Here is a 20,026-nt window from a genome sequence, read left to right as displayed (position 1 = left end):
CGACTTGTCTTGACGCAGCCAGAGCCACCACAGGTAGCAGCCCACGATCTCGGCAAGCGCGGTCAGCGCGTAGAGGGCGAAGGTGCTGGCTAGGGACATGCGACGTTCTCAGGCGAGGGGCGAGTGGATGGAGAAGCGAGCCTCTGAGGCTCGCCCTTCATGCGCCAAGCTTTCCAGCACCGCACAGGTCGCGCGCTGGCCGCCACGACACCGTTCCACCGTGGCGACCAGCTCGGCCTCCATCCGCTGAAGGTGCGCGAGCTTCTCGCGCACCTCGGCCAAGTGGCGGCGCGCCAGGGTGTCGACCTCGGCGCAGGACAGATCCGGACTTTCCGACAGATGCAGAAGGCTGCGGATCTCGTCGAGGCTGAACCCCAGAGCGCGGCCACGGGTGATGAAGCGGACGCGGGCGATGTCGCCCTTCCGGTACGCCCGGTACCCCGACGCCGTTCGCTCCGGTTTCGGGAGCAAACCGACCTTTTCGTAGTAGCGGATGGTCTCGAAATGGCAGTCCGTTGCCGCAGCCAGCTCGCCGATCTTCATGGGCTTGACCCTGTAGCGACTCCGGGGTTTACGGTACGCCCATCCGGAGGACAAGACCATGACCGACTGCTCCTGCCAAGAAACCGCGACCGCCTGCGCGACCTCGAGTGACCGGGGCCTGCGACGCGTTCTTTGGGTGGTGATGGCCTTGAATGCCGCGCTGTTCGTGACCGAGTTCAGCGTCGGCCTCTGGGCGCACAGCAGCGCGCTGATGGCCGACTCGCTCGACGCGCTGGGCGATGCGGGCATCTACCTGCTCACGCTTGTCGTGATGGCCGGTTCGGTCCGACAGCGGGCGGGTGCATCGCTGCTGAAGGGTGCGCTGCAGGGGGCGTTCGGGCTGTTCGTGATCGTTGAAGTCGTGCGACGGGCCATCGCCGGCGAGGTGCCGGATGCCGGACTGATGACGGTGATGTCGCTGATCGCGCTCACCGTCAACGTGACGGCCTTCGCCCTATTGACGCGCTTCCGCAACGAGGACCTGAACCTCCGCTCCGTCTGGCTGTGCTCACGCAACGACCTGGCGAACAACGTCGGTGTGCTGGCGGCCGCTGGCTTGGTTGCATGGACGGGAACCCGCTGGCCTGATCTCGCGGTCGGCCTGCTGGTGGCCACATTGTTCCTGCAGACCTCCTTCACCGTCCTGCGCGCCGCGTGGCGGGAGTGGACCACCGGCATCCCCACCCCCATGGACGATGGGCATGGGCACACGGCTGCCATCGGACACGCGGAGCAGAAACCATGAGCCCACGCCTCAACCAAGCCATCGAGACCGAGTACGCACTCGCCCGTCAGGCGGAAGCCGGCGGCCGCGCCGCCGAGGCCTTCCACCACCTCGAGCGCGCCCACATCCTTTCGCAGCGTCACACGCTCGCCCATGTGCGCAGCCACCTGCAGATGTGGGGCTGGGCCTGGCGTCAACGCCAGCCGCGCGAGATGCTCGGGCAGACCACGCGGATTCTCGCAGCGGCGCTGTTCAGCCGAATCTGGGTGCCGGAGGGCAACACCGGGGGAGCGAACGTCAGCGCCATCCAGCCGATGCCCATCCCGGCCGACCTTCGCGACCTGTTGTCGCGCTGATCCGTTACGCTGAACCAATGTCCCGTCTCCGACCTCGCGCACGAGCCTTCCACGCCAGCCTCATTTGGGCGCTGGCGGCGCTGCTGCTCGTGGCGTCGATGTTGGGTGCGATCGCGACCGGTCATCCGCCGGTCCATGACGAAGCCCTCGCGGTATCCGCCGCAGTCGCCGACGCCGATCGCCCGGACTGTGATGAAGACAGGCCGCACCCGCCCGGGCTGGCCAGCCTTTCGCACGATCTGGCGCATGCCTGGCACCACTGCGGCGTGGTCATGGCCGTGCTGCCGACGCCCGTCGTGAAGCTGATCGCGCTACCTCCGATGCTGCCTCCCAGTGTGGCGTCGATCCTCGCGCCGACCCCGGCGCTTCAAGGCCTGTTCCGCCCGCCCATCCGCTGATCCGTCGAATCGGCCGCGTTCCGCGGCGTTCCATTCCACGAATCAACGGAGTTTCCCCATGTCTTTTCGTCTGGCCGCGTTCGCGGCCGGGCTGATGCTGCTGGCCGTCGCCCCGGGCGCGGCCGCTCAGCCCTTCACGCTGAACGACGCGCACGAACGCGTCGCCCAGTTCCATCCCGATCTTCGTCTGTTCGTCCCCCGCCGCGAGGGCCTTGAGGCCGACGCGCGAGCGGCGGCCCTTCGACCGCCACTCGAAGCCCAGGTGGACCTCGAGAACGTGCTCGGTTCGGGTCCTCTCCAGGGCACCCGATCCGCCGAGCTGACGCTGAGCCTTGCCGGTGTGCTGGAGCGCGGTGGCAAGCGCGAGGCCCGCCGTGCCCTAGCGGCGGCACGCATCGACGCGCTCGGCGTGCAGCGCGCTGCCACGCAGCTCGACTTGCTTGCCGAAACCACGCGCCGCTACCTCGATCTGGTCGCTCTGCAGGCGCAACGCCCGCTACTCGACGAGGACTTGGCCCAGCGTCAGCGGATCGCCCGTGCAGCACGACAGCGCTTCACGGCGGGTGCTGCGCCGGAGGCTTCCGCGCTGGCCGCCGAGGCGGAAGTCGCGCAAGCGGAAGTGCGTCTCGCCGCCCTTGACGCGCAGCAAGCCGCGGCTTGGCGCCGCCTGACCCTGCTTTGGGGCGACCCCACCAGCGACGTCGTTCCGGAGGTCGCTTCGGTGCCCGCGTCCTTGCCCGAACTGCCGGGCTTGGAGACGCTCACCAAGCGAATTGCCGACGCGCCCGAGCTGATGGCCTTCGCCGATGAAGCGCGCATCCGCGAGACGCGGATGATCCTCGCCGAAACAGAGGCCCGCCCGGACCTGCGGTGGAGCGCGGGTGTCCGGCGCCTGCAGGACGGACGGGATGTTGGCCTCGTGGCAGGCTTCAGCCTGCCGCTGGGTGGTCGCCAGCGTGCCGAGCCAACCATCGCCGCGGCACGAGCCGAGCGCGACGCCTTGGCGATGCAGCGCGAGTCTGCCGAGCTGCAGCTTGAAGCCGTGGCGGTCGACGCCTGGTCACAGGTGAGCACCGCTGCACTGCAGGCCGAGCGGCTGCACACCGACGTGCTGCCGCGACTCGAGCGTGCCGCCGCACAGTCGGAGCGGGCCTACCGCGCCGGTGCGTTGAGCTACCTCGAATGGGCCGCCGTGCAAACCGACATCACCACCTCACGCCTCGCCCTGCTGGAGGCCCGCGTGGCCGCGCAGCGCGCCCTGATTGAACTGCAGCGCCTGACCGCCGAGAGCTGGTCGGCAAACGACGCTCGCAAAGGAGCCAACGAATGAATCGCTTCCGTTTTCCGATCCTGATGCTGGTCGTGGCATTGGCCTTCGTCCTCACCGCCTGCGATGAGTCCGCGCACGCGGAAGGCGATGGCCATGCGCACGATGAACCCGCCGAGTCCGCCGACCACGACCACGGCGATGGGCATGGCGACGACGATGGTCACGGGCACGACGAACCCGAGGCGGACGCCACGACCATCCCCGCCGAAACAGCGGAGCGCTCCGGGATCGTTGTGGCCCCGGTCGGTCCGGGCGTCATCCAACAGACCCTCCGACTCCCCGGCGTGATCGAAGTGCGTCAAGGCGCCATGGCTCGCGTGTCAGCCCGCTTCCCCGGCGCAATCCGCGAGGTCGCCGTACAGGTGGGCGACTCGGTGCGTGCAGGGCAGCGATTGGCGACCGTGGAAAGCAACGCCAGCCTGTCGACCTACAGCCTCACTACGCCGATTGGCGGTGTTGTGATGCGCCGCGACGCCGAGGCCGGCAGTCTCGCAGGTGAGGCCCCACTCTTCGAGGTGGCGGACTTGTCGAAGGTCTGGGTCGACCTGCACGTGTTCGGACGCGATGCCCAGCGGGTGCGTGTCGGCGCCGAGGTCCGCGTCGAGCGCATCGCCGACGGCACGACGGCCACCGCGGCGATCGGCCAAGTTCTGCCCGCGACCGATGTCGACAGCCAGAGCCTGACCGCCCGCGCCGTGCTGGACAATGCCGACGGGCTGTGGCGCCCCGGCATGGCGGTTCAGGCCGACGTGAGCATCGGCACCACCGAGGCCGCGCTCCGTGTGCCCTTGGGCGCACTGCAGCGGATGGAAGGTCGTGAGGTGGTTTTCGTCCGCAAAGGGGACACCTACACCGCGACACCGGTGACGCTGGGCGTGCGCGATGCCGCCTTCGTGGAGATCAAGGACGGCGTGGAACTTGGAGACGGCGTCGTCGTCGAGCAGAGCTTCCTGGTCAAGGCGGACATCGCCAAGGCCGGCGCCGAGCACGAGCACTGAGGCCCGCCATGATCGAGTCCTTCATTCGCTACGCCATCCGGCATCGCTGGCTGGTCCTGATCCTCGTTCTGGCCCTCGGGGCTTGGGGCGCCTTCAATCTGTTCCGGCTGCCCATCGACGCGGTGCCGGACATCACCAATGTGCAGGTGCAGGTCAACACCGAGGCGCCGGGCTACTCGCCGCTCGAGGCCGAGCAGCGGGTCACCTTCCCGGTTGAAACCGCGCTGGCCGGCATTCCCAAGCTCGACTACACCCGTTCGCTGTCGCGCTACGGGCTGTCGCAGGTGACGGTCGTCTTCCAGGACGGCACCGACATCTACTGGGCCCGGCAGCAGATCGCTGAACGGCTTCAGCAGGTGCGCGGCCAGTTGCCCACCGGCCTCGAGCCGGCGATGGGGCCGATCTCCACCGGCCTCGGCGAGATCTACATGTACACCGTCGAAGCGGCGCCGGGCGCGACGCGTCAGGACGGACAGGCTTGGACACCGACCGACCTGCGCACGCTGCAGGACTGGGTGGTGAAGCCGCAGCTGCGCACGGTCCCCGGCGTGGTCGAGGTCAACACTATCGGCGGCTATGCCCGAGAGGTGCAGGTCGCCCCGGATCTGGCACGGCTCGTTGCACTCGATCTCAGCTTGGATGATCTGGTCGACGCGCTGGAGCGCAACAACGCCAATGTCGGCGCCGGCTACATCGAGAAGCGCGGCGAGCAGGTGCTGGTGCGCGTGCCGGGCCAGCTCGGCGATGCCTCAGCCATCGGGTCGGTGGTGGTGGCCAGCCGCGGGACCCGGGTGATCCGCGTCAACGACGTGGCGACGGTGAAGGAGGGCCAGGAACTGCGCACCGGCGCGGCCACCGAGAATGGCGAAGAAGTGGTGCTCGGCACGGTGTTCATGCTGGTAGGCGCCAACAGCCGTGAAGTGGCGCAAGCCGTGGACGCCCGAGTGGTGTCGATCCGAGGCACCCTGCCCGAGGGCGTGATCCTGCGGACGGTCTATGACCGGACGGCGCTGGTGAATCGAACCATCGGCACCGTGTCCAAGTCCTTGGCGGAAGGTGCGCTGCTGGTCGTCGTGGTGCTGTTCCTGTTGCTCGGTAACCTGCGCGCCGCGCTGATCACGGCCGCCGTCATCCCACTGGTGATGCTGATGACGGCGACGGGCATGTTGAAGGGCGGTGTCTCCGGCAACCTGATGAGTCTCGGTGCGCTGGACTTCGGCCTGATCGTCGACGGCGCAGTGATCATCATGGAGAACTGCATCCGTCGTTTCGGAGAGATGCAGCACAAGCTCGGCCGCTTGCTCACCCGCGAGGAGCGCTACGAACTGGCGGCCTCCGCCACGGCCGAGGTGATCCGGCCCAGCCTGTTCGGCGTCGGCATCATCACCGCCGTGTACCTGCCGATCTTCGCGCTCGACGGCGTCGAAGGAAAAATGTTCCACCCGATGGCTTTCACCGTCGTGTTCGCACTGACCGCGGCCATGCTGCTCTCGCTCACCTTCGTTCCAGCAATGGTGGCGGTGGGCCTCGGTGGCCGGGTCGAGGAGAAGGAAAACCGGATCGTCCTGTGGCTGAAGCGTGGCTATGCGCCAGCGCTGAATCGGGTCTTGGCATGGCGCTGGCGCGTCGTTCTGGCCGCCGCCGTGCTGGTCGCGGGTGCCGGATTCGCCGCCACGCGGATGGGCACCGAATTCATCCCGAACCTCGACGAGGGCGACGTCGCGCTGCACGCCATGCGCATCCCGGGCACCTCGATCACCCAATCCGTCGCGATGCAGAAAGTGCTCGAACGGGAGATCCTCACACTGCCGGAAGTCGAACGCGTGTTCAGCAAGATCGGTACTGCCGAAGTTGCGACCGATCCCATGCCGCCGTCCGTGGCCGACACCTTCGTCATCCTGAAGTCGCGGGAGGACTGGCCTGATCCTGGCAAGACGAAGGCCGAACTGGTGGCCGAGCTGGAGGCCTTGGTGGCCACCGTCCCGGGCAACAACTACGAGTTCACCCAGCCGATCCAGATGCGCTTCAACGAGCTGATCTCCGGTGTCCGTTCGGACGTCGCGGTGAAGGTCTATGGCGATGATCTCGATGTGCTCATGAGCACGGCACAGGCGATCGAGACGGCCATGTCGAATGTGGAGGGGGCCGCTGATGTCCGCGTGGAGCAGACGACCGGTCTACCCATGTTGGTCGTCGAGCCCGACCGCGAAGCGCTGGCTCGCCTAGGGCTGTCTCTGGACGCGGTGCAGCAGGTCGTGGCGACCGCCATCGGTGGCACCGAGGCCGGAATGCTCTACGAGGGCGATCGTCGTGCACCGATCGTGGTCCGGCTTGAGGATGGGCTTCGCAACGATGCCGATCGACTGGGTGACCTGCCGGTTCCTCTCCCGGTCGAGCGTGCCGAGACGGTGCGCACGGTGCCGCTGCGCGAACTGGCCCGTATCGCCATCGAGGAAGGGCCGAACCAGATCAACCGGGAGAACGGCAAGCGCCGCGTGGTGGTGACGGCCAACGTCCGTGGCCGCGACCTCGGCTCCTTCGTTGCCGACGTTCAGCAACGTGTCGGCGCTGAGGTCGACGTTCCTCCGGGCTATTGGGTCGAATACGGCGGAACGTTCGAACAGCTGATCTCCGCCACGCAACGCCTCTCGGTCGTGGTGCCGCTGACGCTCGTGCTGATTCTCGGCCTCCTGTTCCTTGCCTTCGGTTCTGGCCGCGATGCGCTGGTGGTGTTCTCCGGCGTTCCGCTCGCGCTGACCGGCGGCGTCGCGGCCCTGCTGCTACGCGACCTCCCGCTGTCGATCTCGGCCGGCGTGGGCTTCATCGCCCTCAGCGGCATCGCGGTGCTCAACGGTATCGTCATGTTGAGTTTCATCCGCCAGTTGCGATTGGAGGGCATGGGCTTGGATGAGGCGGTGCGCGAGGGTGCGCTCACGCGTTTTCGTCCTGTGCTGATGACCGCTCTCGTCGCGAGCCTCGGCTTCGTGCCGATGGCTTTGGCCGTGGGTGCCGGCGCCGAGGTTCAACGGCCCCTGGCAACGGTGGTCATTGGCGGCGTGCTGTCGTCGACACTGCTGACACTGTTTGTGCTTCCGGCGCTGTATCGCCTAGTGCACAGGGCCAGCGAATCGAAGGACTCGATCAAGAACGGCTGACGTCGAGCGCCCCGGGCCATGGGCCTGGGGCGCCATCGGGATCATCGCGAGAGCGATGACTCGATGGTGCAACGTCCGCTTTGGGTCGGCTTGAGCCAGCCAGTCGTCAGGCCAGGTTCGGCCAATCACGGTCGTTCGCCTGAGGCTGACGACTCCAGAAAGCCGCGCTACTCAATATCGGGGGGGGGGGAATCGGATCGGCAGACGTCGAGCGACGACATGTACCTGCTAGCGGTCGGCCTCAGCGGCTGCATGGCGACATTGCCGAGTGCTTCGTCGTCTCAGCCACGACTCGTACTGGCCAACCGTTAATCAGCTTACCTGCAACTAGAGATTCAGATCCCTCATTGGGACGAACGCCCGATTCGTCTCGGCGGCTCGGCGTTCCTTGGCCTCCAAGACTGTGATTAGCGAGACCTTGCGCGAGAGAACCTCATAAAGGTCGAGCCCGTCAGCACAAATGAGATTGGTCTGTCGCCCACGCGCGAACGCCTCCAAGCCATCGACCGTGAAGCCGGAGTTGCTAACAAACAGGCCGCGCGACCAGGACGCTTTCCCACTGACCTTGCCCGAGAAGGTCATCAGGTCTGCAAAGCCGATTTGAGGCCCATGCCACTTCGCTTCGACCAGGTAGGTTTGGCCGTGCAGTCTGAAACTGCCATCGATCTGCTCGCCGACGAGCCGAAAAGAGCCGCGCGGCGCCAGCCCGAAGCCGGCGAACAGCTCGTTGAGAAAGCCTTCGAAACGCAGACCTCGCGCTTGGGGGTCGAGTTTGGTGATCTCGATGAGGAGCGTGGTGAGCTCATGCGCCTTATCTGCACTTAGGGTCGCGGACGTTCTCGACGCAGGTTCTACAGGCCTTGGCAAGCCAAAGCTGCTCAGGAATCCCGGATCGAGCAGTTCCGGGATTCTGAACTGCACCCCTGGAAGAAGGCTGTTGAGCCGATCGATTTCTTCGCGACGGATCGGATTGCTCTTCCCTCGCCGGTAGGTCATCGCCTGACGCACAATCGCTACGATCAGTTCAGTGAAGCACGACCTGCGCTGTTCAAGCGTCGCGGTCAGGAGTTGAACAATGGCTGGTCGCTTGCTGCCTGGGAACCAGAAGTCTCCGACGCCAGCCTTTGCGGCAGCAATGGGAAACGCGGTCTTGTTGTTTCCGCTTCCGGGAAGGAAGTCGTAGAGGAGGTCTGCCAGGTCTTCGATAACCTGAGCTTCTCGAAATGACAACATGGATTAATGACCCTCGGCCGCCTCCATTCGCGCTTCAAGTTCATGAACGAATGGCGAGCGTCCCCGATTGATTCGACCGTTGCTTGTATCGACGTAACCAGAATAAAGCATATGAATCTCGTCGCGGGCACGCGTCAGGCCAACGTAGAAGAGGCGCCGACTCTCGCGGAGTGCAGCGGGTGACTCATTGAGCCAGGGAAAACTCCCGTGATCGAGTCCGACCATGATCACAACGTCGTATTCGCATCCCTTTGCGGAATGCAGCGTCAGCAGGTTCAGATGCAACGGGGACCCATCGCGGCCACCAAGGCTCGCTAAGTTGAGATCGGCTAGCGGTCCACCGACCGCTAAGGCCGCCGACATGCAATCGACCTGCTCACTCTGATCAATGAGAGCCGGCTGCGTCGCAATAAGCGCATCAAGCATTCCGACCCGTACTGCGGTGACGAAATCCCGGGCTAATCCCTCCTCGACGCGAAGCGACCATAGGAGCTGCGTCAGGCGCTTCGATTCATCTCGGGCTTGCGCTTCCGAAATCCGACCCCGAGAGAAACCGAGCCAACGATCGAGCAATCCACGCAACTGTGGCCGGGCCTCGCGCCATCCGCCAGAGCACCACGCCGCGCAATCCTCAATCCAGCTCGTGAGCGGGACATTGCGGTAAGGAGCGGCCGTATCGACGCGGACAACATTGACGCCTGCGACAGCGGCGGCTTCTGCCACGACGTTGCCGCCTCTGTAGTCGCGATAGAGAATAGCGATATCACCCAATGTGCGCCCGGGCCTAGCTGCGAGAGCAGCTGGGATGATCTCTGTGAACGCATGCGCTGCTTGCCCTGCAAGGCCACCCGGGCACTGAACGAACTCTATGAGCGCTTCACGATTCAGGTCATTGGACTGATAGCCACGAACCTCGCCTAGAGCCATCTCAGATGCAGAGACAATGCGCGACGCCGAACGATAGTTGAGCTGTAACTGAACCTGCTCAACATCTTCCCGCTCAGCCAGCTCCCGCAACAGCGCTCCGTCGGCGCCGGTGAAACCATAAATCGACTGGTCGGGATCTCCCACCGCGAAGAGCCGGACGCCGCCATCGAAGACGATGCGCTCGACGATACGATGCAAAGCGACGCCGAGGTCCTGATACTCATCGACTGCAAGCACCGGAAATTTGGCCTTAATCAGAGGGAGCGCCCAGTCGTGCTCCATAACCAGACGCTGTCCGAAGATCACGAGATCATCGAAGTCGATCAGACCCAGTCGACGCAGCTCGGCCTCATATCCCTCCGCCCAGGCCGCGAGCTCCTCCTTACAGGCCCAGGCGACCGATGTTCGGTCGAGGACGGACCGTCGATGTCGTCCAAGGTCCATGGGCTTGTTGGGATGGCCAACACCGAAGAGCCGATCACCGATGCGCTTCATCGCCTGTTCGCTCTGCCGCTGCGTGGCGACGGCGAGTGGGAACGGCACCGGGAGATCCGCAAGTCGACCATAAGGCATGAGAAGATGCCTCAGGCAAAACCCATGCACCGTGCCGATGAAGAGATTGGATGCCTCGCGCAAGCCCAGGCGCTCCAGTCGACGCGTCAGTTCGCGTGCGCATTCGTGGCTGTAGGTGATGCATGCCGCTCCTCGGGGTGCACGCACATCCTCTGCCATGATCCGGGCGAGCTTGAGCACCAGCGTCTTCGTTTTCCCGCTGCCGGGCCCGGCCAGAACCACGCAGTTTCCCGTGGAATTGTAGGCAGCCTGCTGACCCGGATTCCCGGCAAGATCGACGGCTTGAGCGAGATACGCCGCGCTGACACTACGTAACGGCATCACGGATATGCTCTAGCGCCTGGCGGATGTAGTCAGGACACGTATCCTCATCGACGTGGGGCGCCAGCGCCTGCGCGAAGCGCCCTTTGCCAATCCGCTCGATTAGCTTGATCAATTTCTCTTCGTCGAGTGTGTCGGTGTCGTCGACCCATCCTTGGATCAGATCGCGCGTCGCCTGGTTGATTGACAGCTCCTGATCGATGACTTTCTGCATCGCCTCAGCAAGCCCCCCGGTAAACAGTTCCGGCTCGAGCGTGTTGCTGTTCACGAAGTACCCGACTGCCTCCGCACGCGCGATGACGTCGTCGGCGTCCAGAAGAGCGTAGTTCACACCGTCTTCTACCAGCCCAAGGACGTTGATCAGGCGGCGCCGGACCAGCGGTGGGCTCGTTCCATTCGGGTCACGATCCGTCAGGATGACGTGCGGAATGCTGAGACCCTCTGGACCCAAAAGCTTGACGTACGGCGAGAAGTTAGTGCCGCTGACCGAGCATACGGTGATGCCCAGCATGTCGAGCGGAATGCCCAGCGCCTCGGCGAAGGCAGGCACAAGAAACCGCTCCGCATCGCCCTCCACTAGGACGACCCCGCGAGCGAAGAAGATCTCGCCACGGCTCACGTCGATGTAGCGCTGGAGGTCCGCCTCATCGCGCTCGTCGAGCGGTGCCTTGGCCGCCGAAACAGCGATTGTCGCATTGGTTGCCGCGTCTTTACGAAGCAGCACAATCGATCGTATCGGAGTGACGCTCGCGATATGTGGCGAATGCGTGGTTAGGATGGTCGTGAGTACGGGCGTTTGCTCTTCGTCATCTGCGCCGCCTCCCAGGAAATAGCGATAAACGAGACGCTGAACGTGCGGGTGAAGGTGCGCTTCCGGTTCCTCGACCACGAAGAAAGTGTGGTCGCGCTCGCCATCCATCACAAGCTGATCCAGCTCCAGGCTCTTTAGCGCTAGGAAGATCAGGTTCGCGGTACCAAGACTGGCATCAGGAATGCCGCGCGCACCATTGTCGATGAGCAGGCGCAGGCTACGTAGCAGCGCATCGACCCGCGTCGGCGCCAGGCCGAGCGCCAACGGCACTGCATGCTCCTGGCCGGCGATCGCGATCAGGCGTTCGCTAATCCGCCTGGCTGTTTCGATTACTTCATCATGGCTGATCAGGTCGGCCTGCGCCTCGTTTACTTGCTTTTGGATTTCGGCCCGCGCACCTTCATCGAGGGAGGTCGCTAGCTCCTCAATCAACGGCCTTAACGGTGAATTGCGCCAACTCGCCAGATCCTTCTCGGCGTCGCGCAGCGCAACCTGCACGTCGAGCGGAAGCATCCGCCGCAACGACGACCCAATTGACATCTCGGGGTCGTCGCCACCGAAGACGATGTACTCATAGTCAGCGAGGCTCTCCGGGTCCCGCCCGAGGTTTGCCTTCGGTTGGAAACGGTAAGTGAGACGCGCAACCATCGGCGGCCCCGGATCAACCACGCAGTCGTTGAGGTGCGCCATCAACCGCGGATCGCCCGTAAAGTCGGTCAGCTCTACTGCGACTTCGATTTTTTCGCCGAGCTTTTCTTCTCCCAAGCCATCCCAGAAATGCTCAAACCCTAGCTGCCGATCACGTTCAGAGAGCCCAGGGTCAAGGATCAGCTGCAGCGCGCGAATGAAATTGGTCTTTCCAGCCTTATTTTCGCCGACGATGACTATGCTTTCACCGGTCTCGACGTCGACATCCGAGAAGTTTGTGAAGTTCTTGATTCTTACTCGCGAAATGCGCACACGCTTCTTCCTTGATTGGGTTTGAGCTGACCGTTGTTTCCTGACTACCGAGCTAAGCGGAAGCAACAATTGCGAGGCGACTGACTCGTTGGTCTGTCTGGTTGAGCGGCTCCAATCGAAGTCCCGGTACCCTGATGTACCTACAGCATAAACTCATGACGTCCGACGCCGGAGATGTAGCGCCTAGCGAGCTCAGTTTCACCACGACGCCCCCGCCCGGAGTACGAGTAGTACAACCGCTTGGAAACCAAACACTAGGGAAAAGGTCGCTTTGGGTAGGCCCAAGTCGGCAAAAACTCAGGGTGCCGTCCGTTGCCCCCCGACTCGCTTTCTATGTTGCCGCCAGCCACGCCCATCGTCTCATTCGGTTATCGCGGAAGGCGAAGGACCGAATCGAGATCCACGGCCAAAGGCGCGGACGAGGCAATGCCCATCAGCTGCAGGTTGTGGAATCGGGTGGCTATCAGCTCGCGCGCAATGGCGTCCCGGCGTTGCGTCTCATGCGCCGCAAGGATGTCGCGAACCCACGCGACATGTGGTTCGACCTGACGCGCGATCTCTGTACCTGGGGAGATGACCCGACGCGCCTGTGCGTGCAGTCCAAGCTCGAGAAACGACTGTGGGGGCGACGGCGGCAAGTAGATCGCGACCGTCTTGTCCTCGCCGAGGCCGTCGTCGTGCGCGGCCCAGCGATGGCGCAAGCGGCGCAGGTACTCATGTAATCGCCGACCGTCGTCGCTCAATCGCTCGTTGAGGAAAGCGTTGGCATCGAACGCGCCGCGGGCGTGGTTGCGTCCGAAAGGCTTGGCGTAAAAGACGACCGTGGCCACCCACAGGGCTTCCTCGAATTCATCCGATCGCCCGCTGCCGTCTTCGTCCAAGCACCGAGCGAGAAAGTCGTATGCCTTGGCCAAGTCTCGGCGCGCGTAAACGATATCGGCCAGTTCTCGCACGCGGCTGTCGTCTACCAAGTAACTGTCGGCGGTTCGCACCGTGTAGGTTCCGTTCGCATCGAAAACCGGTCGCGGAAAGTGGCCGTTCGACTCGCTCACGAGCCCCTCTATCGATGTTGGATGTACGTGAAGGCTACGACCCTACCTCAGTCTTTGGTGGCACGGAGGTCTAGAAGCTGATGCCCCGGGTGAACGGCTGCTTTGGGTCGATTTGCGCCCCTCACTTATCAGGCCGAGCTCGGCGGCGGTCTCGTACCATCGAGGCAACGAAAGGCTGGCTGCCAAGGCAGCGGCATGGTGCCGATCACGACTGTGCATCATGGCCATCCAGCTTAGTTTTGGCGTCCTTGGAATGAGGGCCTAAGGGCCTTCGCCCGGGCGGTATCCGTGCGCCCGGTTCCGAAAGAATGTTCCAAACCACGAAACATGAAAGCATTCCGTGCAGGTAGGGGGCCCACCCCGAAGAGCGATGCACGATGTGAACATCACTATCCCGGACGTCTCGCCTTCCGAGAATCATCGCGAGCCGATTGGCTACGCGCCGGCGTTACGTAGAGACGACCTGTTGATGAACGTGATTCTCTTTCGCGCACGTTCGATGGGAAAGCGCTCTATGAACCAAGCGCTTGCGGGGATCGCAACGCGCTGTGACTGGAGCCAGGTCGTCATGCCGTTCGCGAGAGACGCACCTCGGGTTGCACTCAGCATCTACGGAGATATCCAGAAGACAGGAAGAGTTGCGGCGGACTTCTCGATGCTAGGAGCGTACTGCGCCGCGGGCCGGAGAGGGCTATACCATAGTCTTCGCAGTGAAATGGGGGTTGAAGACGCCAGTCGGCTGTGCGCCTCACTCGTACACTCCCGATGGATGAGGCGCCTAACAGCATCCGCCTACAGACTTTGCCCAGTTTGCAAGGACGGAGACTTGTCGGAGCGAGGATTTTCGACCTGGCGCGCCTCGCATCAGGCGCCGTGGCTTGGCCACTGCACCATTCATGGGTGCGAACTCCTCGAGGCGCCCTACGTCTTTAGCAGTCGCGGGCACGGGATACTCCCGGGGATGCCGCATGAGATCAAAGCTTCAGAGCTCCTTCCCATTGAGCGAGAGATTGCACCGTCTGACGGATACGCCGCACTAATCCGGCTTTGGCACACAGCATGCTTTTCCGACCCGCAAGATGTGTGCATCGAGAACTGGATCGCCCTAGTGAGTGCCGCAAAGGCGTGCATTGGCGACACAGCGGAGCTAATCAAGCATGTCGAACGCAAGGTCTCTGAACGATGGGATATGAGCTTGAGTGAAGTGGGAAGGATGCTAAGTCTCGGAAATCGATTCAACGTTGATGCGGAAATCAGACTTCGAGGACGTCCGTGCGACCTTGTGACACGGCTCATCACTTTCGATGCGCTAAGGCACATGGGCATTTCTGCTCTGAACGACAGTCCGTCGGAGCAAACGGAGCTCTCTTACGCTAAAGCCCAAACCACTAACCCGGAATACCAAAGGCTTCTCATTCAGTTGAGCGAGATTGCACAACAGTCCGGAGTTGACGAGCGCTCATGTCGGACAATGCTTACACCGATGGCATCTCGCTACCATAAGATGGAACTTCACATTGATGAGGTTACGGCGCGGAAGGTGGCAGCCCTGTGCGGGGACGATCTTCTTGTAGCGCTCTGGAATTACCTAGGCAAACCAACATCCCACTGGACGTCTCGAGAGCTCCGTCGCCGAGGAGCCCAAGTCGGGAAAAGGCCCTGGGGCTCGACGAGGCACTGATGATTCAAGTCGGTCTGTAGATGCAGGTCGCCCATCAAAACTTCAGTGCGCCCTGTGGCGCGAGCCCCACAAGATCCGCATCAAGTTCTTCCTTCAGAGCTCGCCTGAGGTCATCCGCATCAAGATCCGCAACGGTCTCTTTTGCTTTGGCCTTCTTTTCCTTGGCTTTTCTGCCTCTCTCTGATGCAGCGATCATTGCCTTGATACTGTCCGGCGTTTCCTTCCCTTGAGGAATGACGGGATCTTGGACTTGGTGCCCAGCTTTGACCCCGGTGATCCGCGGATCAGGAGTAATGTCGTCATACTTCGAGGCTTCTAGGCCCCCAAGCCGGAATGCGGTGCCAAGCTTTTTCGCAACCTTCCCCCTTGGGGTAGTTGCAGCTTTCTGAGCATCCTTCACGGTGACGGCGCTTGGAGATGATTTCCGTGACAGTGCAATTCTTTGGGCTTCGATCCAAAGGACCGTGAATATCCCATTAGACCCACCGCTAAGCTCCGAGAGGTTTGCGCGCACAGTCGATTCATCCTCGACGGCGTCGACAACACGGAACCACATCATGGCTTCGGTGAACTGGTCCCACTCCGAGCTTGGATCCTTATCTGAGGGAGAGGCCGTTGGCAGGCCTCGAAAGAACTCATAATCGCCGATCATCGAGAATCGGCGCATGAGTTGCGTGTTGCTCTCCACCAGAGTGAATGCCTTCGGATGACCCGAAAGGATGACGGCGACTCCGTGATTCATCAGGTGTCTGAAGAACTCAAGAACGTCGATCGCTTGATTGGCGATCTGCAACGTCTTGTCCTGAAGCTCATCTAGAATCAATACGGCTACATGATGCTGCAGAAGGATCCGCAAGACGTCAGCGATTGCGATCTCGTGATTTCTCGCCCGACCCACCCGCGCCGTGTAGTTGGTGCCCAGAAGCTTGTCTAGTGCACCGGTGATCGCTGTTGCAAGAGTCCAGGTAGATCCCTTCGAATTGAGGTCTATGCGAAGGAAGTACACGTGAACCAGTCGAGCGATCCCATACTTCTCGAGAGTCGATCCATAGTCAACGAGATGTATTGGGAAAACCACTCGAGACACGGCAGCGAGTGTCGCCGATTTGCCGACGCCAGTGTCGCCACGGAGCATGGCGCCACCTGCTGCGTGGAAGGCCGATGCCTCTTTCGCTATGGGTTCACCTGCGCTTAGGGCGATCTTGTTCAGTTCGAGGATCTTGTCTGACACACGAGGATCGCGAGCGTCCATTGCTTGATGAATCTCCATTTGCAGCATGTATGCCAAATCGACCGCCATCGCTGTCGGCACAAAGGCTGCCTTGTACTCGCCCAAGAGACGCATTCTTTGCTCGACTGAGGACGACTCTGAAAGACGGCCTTCCAATGGGTCGAAATACAGCTGACGGATCAGTTCTTCTTGCGAACGCCAAGCAGGAAGATGATGCACCAGCGGGTTCCCCCCGGGATCATTCGGACCGCTCATAACGATCTCTTTTGCCTCATATCAAGCAAGAATCGAGACACGATCGCAGCTTCAGGAGTCGGCGCATCGACGAGTTTTTCGTCGCCAGGACTTTCTATGGTTGTGGCTTCCTTCTTGCTTAACGCCCTCGACACTGATGCTTTCGATTGCGCAATGACCTTCGCAGATTCCTCACGCGCGCGTTCCGCTAGCGAGGTTCGATCCCTTTGGGAACGCCCAGGTCCTTTCGATCCTTTTGCCGACTCGGCTCGCTTCTCTCTTCTGGCATCCGACTCGATCTGATGTCGCTCGAGGACATCGCTTGCCTCGGCCTGTTCCTTCAGTTGTCGGGACTGATGCCTTTTCTCATTCCAGCTGCGCGTGGACTCGATGAGGTCCGCAAGTCCGCACATCGTTCTCTCTTGGTCGATGGCGGTCACGTTCGGAACGATGCACATTCCTTCAGAAAGAGGAACGTAGATCTGCTCAATGTTGCTCGAGTCGATGCGAATATCAATTCGAAGCGAGCGGCGTCTTGCCCTGATCTTTTGGAATCGATCATCGTCCCAAAGCTTTGCCGAGTAGTATCGAACGAAGCTGAGAATGCTCTTCCTATCCTGGGAAAGCAGGTGAATCCCGTCCTCCTTCAGGACAGCGGGCCAAGAAGGCAACGTGAAGAAGCGAAGATGCTCGAGATCGACATGCTTCTGCTTGATCTGATGAGTATCCCGAAACCACTTGAAGACGTTGATTCTTGTTGGCGATAGCCCAGCGGCAATCATCGCAACCGGTGCGCAATCCGGAACCAGTTCGTCGTTCCACCTAAGGTAGTGCTTTAGAGCCAGTTGCATGAATTCCCAGTAATTGATCAAGGCCCGGGAAGCCGGCGTCTCTTCCCCGCGCTTCTTTTGTCGGCCGCGGGTTGTTCCACTTAGCTTGTGGTCCAGACGGAGATGGTCCGACTTGTGCTGGGATTCGACGTTCGGCTTCGACTCACCCGAGTAGGCTCGCGTGTACTCAATTGCGAACCCGAATTCTTTCTCGGCATCGGTGATCTCACTCGCCTTAAATTCACCGTTGTCTACAAGGTATGAAGAAGCCAGAATTCCCGGCCATTGATCCACTCCGCATTCAACACCGAATCGCTCGCAAAGCGCCTTCTTGTCCTCCGCAGCGGAAAGAACGGCTCGGAGGGCGATTCGCGGACTCGGGGCCTCCCAATCAAGATGAAAGCCAAGAACGGCCTTCGTGACCGGGCATTTGACGACGTACCGATGCATCGGCGGAAGAGTTCGGTTCCGTGACTCGACGGATGTCAGATAGACGTCCGCGCTGGTGCTGTCGAGCTCCATGAGAACCCCGACCGCATGGGCCTTATCCGCGGAACTGCCGCCACGACGCGTAGGCGCCTCTCGATGGAAGTCTCCAAATGTCTTGAGCTTTACGTTAGCGGACGCTCTTCGCCCCCAATACGTAAACTGGTCAAGTGTTGGGCGGCTCGAGACGTCCCAAAGTTTGTGGGTCACTCGACCTTGTTCGTCCGTTGAGGCATCACTCCAATAGGCAGTGTTCGCGATAGCGAAGGCTTCGCTCAGTGACTTCCCGGCATCACAGAGTTGCATAGCGATCGCGCACTTCTCCTTATCGCTTTCCGTCATCACATAGTTCTTGCCTTGGGTGTTTTGCTTTGGCCTTCCCGTCGGCCTCACGACCGTCCGCTCCTTTCCTGGTGCTCCACATCGGCTCGTCAGTGGAATCAGCGAGTTTCTCCGCCCCAACGACAGGATGTAGAGGCACAGGCGACGAATGATCTGTTGGGCAGCGCTCTTCGTCGGACTGTCCTTCCCAATCTGGGCGATGACTGAATTGAAGCTCCGAATCACTCCTTGGATGGATAGCTTGGAGATGTATGGCTCGATGCTCTCAAAGAATTCATCGCGCTTCTTGAGCCTGTTTACCCGGTCGTCCGCGTCTTTTTGGTTCGCGGCAGCCGAGACGTAGTCGGCATCGGACACCCCCCAAAGTGCCGGCACGTCGAAGGCGGCCTCCCTTATGGCGCCCTGATCGATCAGCTCACCGATTGCCGAGAGACGCATCGATCTTGGATGTTGTAGGTAGTAGATCGAGCGCCCGTTCGGCGATTGACGGCGAAGCGGCATAACGATTGCGCTCCCGTCCTCCTGATCAATCATCAGGATGCGCAGTGGCGCGGCGAGCGCCCCTGTGACTGTCGTGTCGACGAGTACGTGACCAAGCTTAGGCATCGCGGCGGCCAAAGAGCATCGATGCGAGAAGTGTCTTCATCGCTCTGCCGCCAGGTCGAAAGGGACTCGACATGCTTAGGCGTCGGTTCAAGTCAACATCGAGATCTTGAGTCCACAGAGCGATCTTGAGGAACTCTCCTGCCTGAGCTGAAGGAATGCTTAGGCGCGACGCCGCCTTTTCAACGACCAAATAGGGGGGGCGTTCATATGCCTTGCGGCCCACGCGATCTACAAAGTCGAGATAGGTACTCGACTTTCGGATTGCCCCCCATGCGTTGCGATGAGAGTCGGGGGAGATCCACGTGAGTGATGCTGAGAGATCCCGCGGAAACATCTCTGGATGTAGCAGCAAATGGCGGATGTCTGCACGAGCGCAGTAGCGCCTGTCCAACTCCAGCCGCTCAAGGACGCGCAGAGGGTAGCCACCATTGCGTCCCTGGCGCGGCTTGCAGCTGATGCCCAGCAGCTGATCTTTTGAGGTGTCGCGTTCGGGGAACGTGACCATCAGATCGATGGTCAAGACCACCGGAATCTTCGTCCTCGGATAGTGCGTTAGCTTGATCCCTGCTTCGGCTGCGATGCGCTCCATGCCGATGTGGGGTGAATTGCTGTGCACCCCGTGAATCTCATCCGCAGGATGCGGATGCGGCCAGGCGAACAGGGGATACTGCTCCCGGATGTCCGTTGCGCCTGCGAAGCTGACGATGGTCGCGATTTCGCGCTCGCCGCGGGACAAGAAGTGACTGGCTCTTCGCATGCCGGGAAGACGCCAGATCGATTGGTTCGAAAAAGGACTGCTCGTCGATCGGCGAATCTGAATCCACGGCGTGTATTCGTCGCCCACGCCTCTTCCGCGTCCATCAGCGATGGCGGACGACAACTTGGCCGCGTTGATTTGCAATTTCATCAGGTAGCCTCCGGCTCGCTCTCGTTGTTGCGAGAGCGTCTAGGGATGTTCCGGAGGCTTGACGGCGAGAAGGCCGAGGTAGATCCTCGGCGAGCGGTTCAGGCTCGTCTCGACGCGCCACGCCGGAGCGCCACCCCTGCCAGGGGGTGGCGTTCTTTTTTCCGGCAAGGATTTGACTAACGGTTACCGGTCGGCCACCCCCTTGCAGGTGAGCACTTTGCCGGCGCACTTAAGTCGTCGGCGCGAGGCGGCCGAGGACTCTCGGCCCCCTGCGAAACGGGCTGTTGGTTGAGCAGCGCGCCGCTACAAGCGCGGACAACGCCGCTCT

General features: G+C 61.8%; 14 protein-coding genes and 1 pseudogene. 6 read left to right on the top strand and 9 right to left on the bottom strand.

The window, feature by feature from the left end:
- Nucleotides 1–99, bottom strand: a pseudogene (locus O9280_RS12810) (hypothetical protein); the annotation flags it as partial.
- A 9-nt stretch (nucleotides 100–108) separates the two neighbouring features.
- On the bottom strand, nucleotides 109–603 hold the full coding sequence (locus tag O9280_RS12805) for a helix-turn-helix domain-containing protein (protein ID WP_298343327.1): 495 nt from the start codon (nucleotides 601–603) through the stop codon (nucleotides 109–111).
- Between O9280_RS12805 and O9280_RS12800 the strand changes: the two genes are divergently transcribed.
- From O9280_RS12800 to O9280_RS12775, 6 genes are read left to right on the top strand one after another with little or no spacing between them, the layout of a single operon-like run.
- Complete coding sequence (locus tag O9280_RS12800; RefSeq protein ID WP_343228759.1) at nucleotides 602–1,288, top strand: cation transporter; 687 nt, start codon at nucleotides 602–604, stop codon at nucleotides 1,286–1,288. The genes O9280_RS12805 and O9280_RS12800 overlap by 2 nt on opposite strands.
- Nucleotides 1,285–1,623: a DUF3703 domain-containing protein gene (locus O9280_RS12795; RefSeq protein WP_298343322.1), complete on the top strand. Its 339-nt coding sequence runs from the start codon at nucleotides 1,285–1,287 to the stop codon at nucleotides 1,621–1,623. The genes O9280_RS12800 and O9280_RS12795 overlap by 4 nt, the downstream gene beginning before the upstream one ends.
- Before the next feature lie 17 nt (nucleotides 1,624–1,640).
- Nucleotides 1,641–2,021 carry a hypothetical protein gene (locus O9280_RS12790; protein ID WP_298343319.1) on the top strand — a complete coding sequence of 127 codons (381 nt, stop codon included), beginning with the start codon at nucleotides 1,641–1,643 and terminating at the stop codon, nucleotides 2,019–2,021.
- A gap of 58 nt (nucleotides 2,022–2,079) precedes the next feature.
- Entirely contained in the window at nucleotides 2,080–3,351 is a 1,272-nt protein-coding gene (locus tag O9280_RS12785) for a TolC family protein (RefSeq protein ID WP_298343316.1), read from the top strand.
- Nucleotides 3,348–4,349 carry an efflux RND transporter periplasmic adaptor subunit gene (locus O9280_RS12780; RefSeq protein WP_298343313.1) on the top strand — a complete coding sequence of 334 codons (1,002 nt, stop codon included), beginning with the start codon at nucleotides 3,348–3,350 and terminating at the stop codon, nucleotides 4,347–4,349. The genes O9280_RS12785 and O9280_RS12780 overlap by 4 nt, the downstream gene beginning before the upstream one ends.
- Nucleotides 4,350–4,357: 8 nt before the next feature.
- Complete coding sequence (locus O9280_RS12775; RefSeq protein WP_298343310.1) at nucleotides 4,358–7,504, top strand: CusA/CzcA family heavy metal efflux RND transporter; 3,147 nt, start codon at nucleotides 4,358–4,360, stop codon at nucleotides 7,502–7,504.
- A 327-nt stretch (nucleotides 7,505–7,831) separates the two neighbouring features.
- Here the strand turns inward: O9280_RS12775 and O9280_RS12770 are convergent, their stop codons facing one another.
- The 7 genes from O9280_RS12770 to O9280_RS12740 all read right to left on the bottom strand — a co-directional run bounded on the left by O9280_RS12770 (nucleotide 7,832) and on the right by O9280_RS12740 (nucleotide 19,698).
- Nucleotides 7,832–8,737: a restriction endonuclease gene (locus tag O9280_RS12770; RefSeq protein WP_298343308.1), complete on the bottom strand. Its 906-nt coding sequence runs from the start codon at nucleotides 8,735–8,737 to the stop codon at nucleotides 7,832–7,834.
- A 3-nt stretch (nucleotides 8,738–8,740) separates the two neighbouring features.
- Nucleotides 8,741–10,558, bottom strand: a complete 1,818-nt coding sequence (locus tag O9280_RS12765; protein ID WP_298343306.1) for an ATP-dependent helicase — start codon at nucleotides 10,556–10,558, stop codon at nucleotides 8,741–8,743.
- Nucleotides 10,545–12,329, bottom strand: coding sequence for an AAA family ATPase (locus tag O9280_RS12760; protein ID WP_298343304.1), 1,785 nt, complete (start codon nucleotides 12,327–12,329; stop codon nucleotides 10,545–10,547). Before O9280_RS12760 ends, O9280_RS12765 begins: the two co-directional genes overlap by 14 nt.
- A gap of 368 nt (nucleotides 12,330–12,697) precedes the next feature.
- On the bottom strand, nucleotides 12,698–13,381 hold the full coding sequence (locus tag O9280_RS12755; protein ID WP_298343301.1) for a hypothetical protein: 684 nt from the start codon (nucleotides 13,379–13,381) through the stop codon (nucleotides 12,698–12,700).
- 1,715 nt (nucleotides 13,382–15,096) lie between these two features.
- On the bottom strand, nucleotides 15,097–16,512 hold the full coding sequence (locus tag O9280_RS12750; RefSeq protein ID WP_298343299.1) for an ATP-binding protein: 1,416 nt from the start codon (nucleotides 16,510–16,512) through the stop codon (nucleotides 15,097–15,099).
- Nucleotides 16,513–16,544: 32 nt separating this feature from the next.
- Nucleotides 16,545–18,803 carry a hypothetical protein gene (locus tag O9280_RS12745; RefSeq protein ID WP_298343297.1) on the bottom strand — a complete coding sequence of 753 codons (2,259 nt, stop codon included), beginning with the start codon at nucleotides 18,801–18,803 and terminating at the stop codon, nucleotides 16,545–16,547.
- On the bottom strand, nucleotides 18,784–19,698 hold the full coding sequence (locus O9280_RS12740; RefSeq protein ID WP_298343292.1) for a TnsA endonuclease N-terminal domain-containing protein: 915 nt from the start codon (nucleotides 19,696–19,698) through the stop codon (nucleotides 18,784–18,786). Before O9280_RS12740 ends, O9280_RS12745 begins: the two co-directional genes overlap by 20 nt.
- Nucleotides 19,699–20,026: the final 328 nt, after the last annotated feature.

It is taken from the genome of Silanimonas sp. (assembly GCF_027531545.1).
In the GTDB taxonomy this organism is placed as follows: Bacteria; Pseudomonadota; Gammaproteobacteria; order Xanthomonadales; family Xanthomonadaceae; genus Silanimonas.
This window is presented reverse-complemented; position numbering and strand designations above follow the sequence as displayed.